This is a genomic window from Mycobacterium sp. TH-M103, assembly GCF_057473785.1.
In genome coordinates this window covers 1-2,295 of record NZ_JBYCLG010000159.1, presented here as the reverse complement: position 1 = coordinate 2,295, position 2,295 = coordinate 1, and the positions used below count along the sequence as shown (strand labels likewise).

Annotated in this window: 2 protein-coding genes; both read right to left on the bottom strand. The window is 68.9% G+C overall.

Going from position 1 to position 2,295, the window contains the following annotated elements:
• Positions 1–1,710 (bottom strand): glycosyltransferase (locus AC2VOR_RS09085; protein ID WP_486963644.1); only part of this gene is annotated, 1,710 nt, incomplete at its 3' end.
• On the bottom strand, positions 1,707–2,295 hold a 589-nt coding region (locus tag AC2VOR_RS09080; RefSeq protein ID WP_486963643.1), incomplete at its 5' end, for a UDP-galactopyranose mutase. The genes AC2VOR_RS09080 and AC2VOR_RS09085, both read right to left, overlap by 4 nt.

Here is a 2,295-nt window from a genome sequence, read left to right as displayed (position 1 = left end):
GCAGCCGTCGGCCGTCGTCACGGTGACGCCGTCGACCGTGCACAGCCGGAACCAGCGCGCGTCCTGGGTGGGCACGTTGAACTCCGGGCGCCGGTGGGCTTCGGGGTCGGCGGCGGTCATGTTGTGCGCGATCCCCCGCAGCAGCCGGTAGCCGATCGAGACGGGGTTGACCGGGGGTTTCATCGCCGTGCACTGGTGGGCCGGGGCCGGCAGCTCGCTGGCCGCCGGCAGCACGACCGCGTCGGGGTACTGCTTGCGGATGCGGTGCACCTCCGGCAGCGCCGATTCCAGGATGGAGAAGATGTGCTCGGGGCCGGCCAGGAAGTCGTCGATGGCCCTGTTCTGAATAGCCACCGTCGAATATTCAAGGCAGGCAAGGTGTTTCAGTGTCGCCTTGAGATGGCTGCGGACCAGTCCGGTGACTTGGGTTCTTGGACCGTCCCAGTGCATGGCCGCGACCACCAGCCGGTTGCGCAGGTGGAAGTAGGCCTGCCAGTCGATCGCGTCGTCCTTGTCGCTCCAGGCCATGTGCCAGATCGCCGCACCGGGCAGCGTGACGGTCGGGTAGCCGTGCTCGGCGGCCCGCAGGCCGTAGTCGGCGTCGTCCCACTTGATGAACAGCGGCAGCGGCTGGCCCAGCTCCTCGGCGACCTGGCGCGGGATCATGCACGTCCACCAGCCGTTGTAGTCGACGTCGATGCGGCGGTGCAGCAGCTTGCTCTTGTCGTTGTTGTCGTTGAGCGGGTATTCGGCGAAGTCGTGGTCGTACTCGGCGTGTGGCGCCGCGGTCCACATGAAGTTGGCCCGGTTCACCACCTCGCCCATGATGTGCAGGTGTGAGGGCTCCTGCAGGTTGAGCATCTGGCCGCCGATCAGCATCGGGGTCCGGGCGAAACGGTGCATCGCCAGCACCCGCAGGATCGAGTCGGGCTCGATGCGGATGTCGTCGTCCATGAACAGGATCTGCTGACAGTCGGTGTTCTTCAGCGCCTCGTACATGACGCGGCTGTAGCCGCCGGACCCGCCGAGGTTGGGCTGGTCGCAGATGGTCAGCCGGTTGCCCAGCCGGGCGGCGGCGGCGGGGAAGTCGGGATGGTCGCGCACCTTGCGCACGCCCTGGTCGGGCACGATCACCGCGCCGATGACCTCGTCGACCAGCGGGTCGGCGGTGAGGTCGGCCAGGGCGTTGGCGCAGTCGGCGGGCCGGTTGAACGTCGGGATGCCGACCGCGATGTTGGCCGTGCCGGGGGCGGGTTCGGCGGCGTACCAGCCGCCGGAGCGCAGGGTGACCGGGGTGTCGGTGGTGATGTCGAACCAGATCCACCCGCCGTCCTCGAACGGCTGCAACCCCACCTCGATCTCGACCACGCACGGCTCGTCGTCGCTGCCGGCGAACTGGCGGCCCTCGACGAAGATCCGCGCACCGGTGGCCTTGGTGCGGTAGACGTCGACGCGGCCGGCGCCCGTGACCTCGACCCGCAGCACGACCGACGTGCAGATCGTCCAGCGCCGCCAGTAGCTGGCCGGGAACGCGTTGAAGTAGGTGGCGAACGACACCTCGGACTCCGCGCCGATCTGCAGCGACGTGCGGGTGGGGGCGTGGGCGCGCCGCGCGTTGGTGGTCGACTCCTCGAGGTAGAGCTTGCGCACGTCGAGGGGCTCCCCCGGGCGGGGCAGGATGGTTCGGGCCAGCAGGCTCACGGCGGTCATACGCCCGGCTCTCCCACTTCGCTCAGGGCCGCGCCGTCGCGGAGGTGCGGCGCGAGGATGTTGTCGTACATGTTCAGCGCGCTGGCGATCGCCATGTGCATGTCCAGGTACTGGTAGGTGCCCAGGCGGCCGCCGAACAGCACCTTCGACGACGCGGTCTCGGACTTGGCCCGGGCCCGGTAGGCGGCCAGCACGGTGCGGTCGGCCTCGGTGTTGATCGGATAGTAGGGCTCGTCGTCGTCCCCGGCGAATCGCGAGTATTCCCGCATGATCACGGTCTTGTCCGTGGGGTAGTCGCGCTCAGGGTGGAAGTGGCGGAACTCGTGGATGCGGGTGTAGGGGACGTCGAGGTCGTTGTAGTTCATCACGGGCGTGCCCTGGAAGTCGCCGCACTCGCTCAGCACCTCGAGCTCGAAGTCCAGCGTGCGCCAGCCCAGGCGCCCGTCGGCGTAGTCGAAGTAGCGGTCCAGCGGGCCGGTGTAGACGACCGGCGCGTCCGGGCTGTCGCCGCGCAGCCGGTCGCGGACGTCGAACCAGTCGGTGTCGAGGCGAACTTCGATGCGATCGTCGGCGGCCATGTTCTGC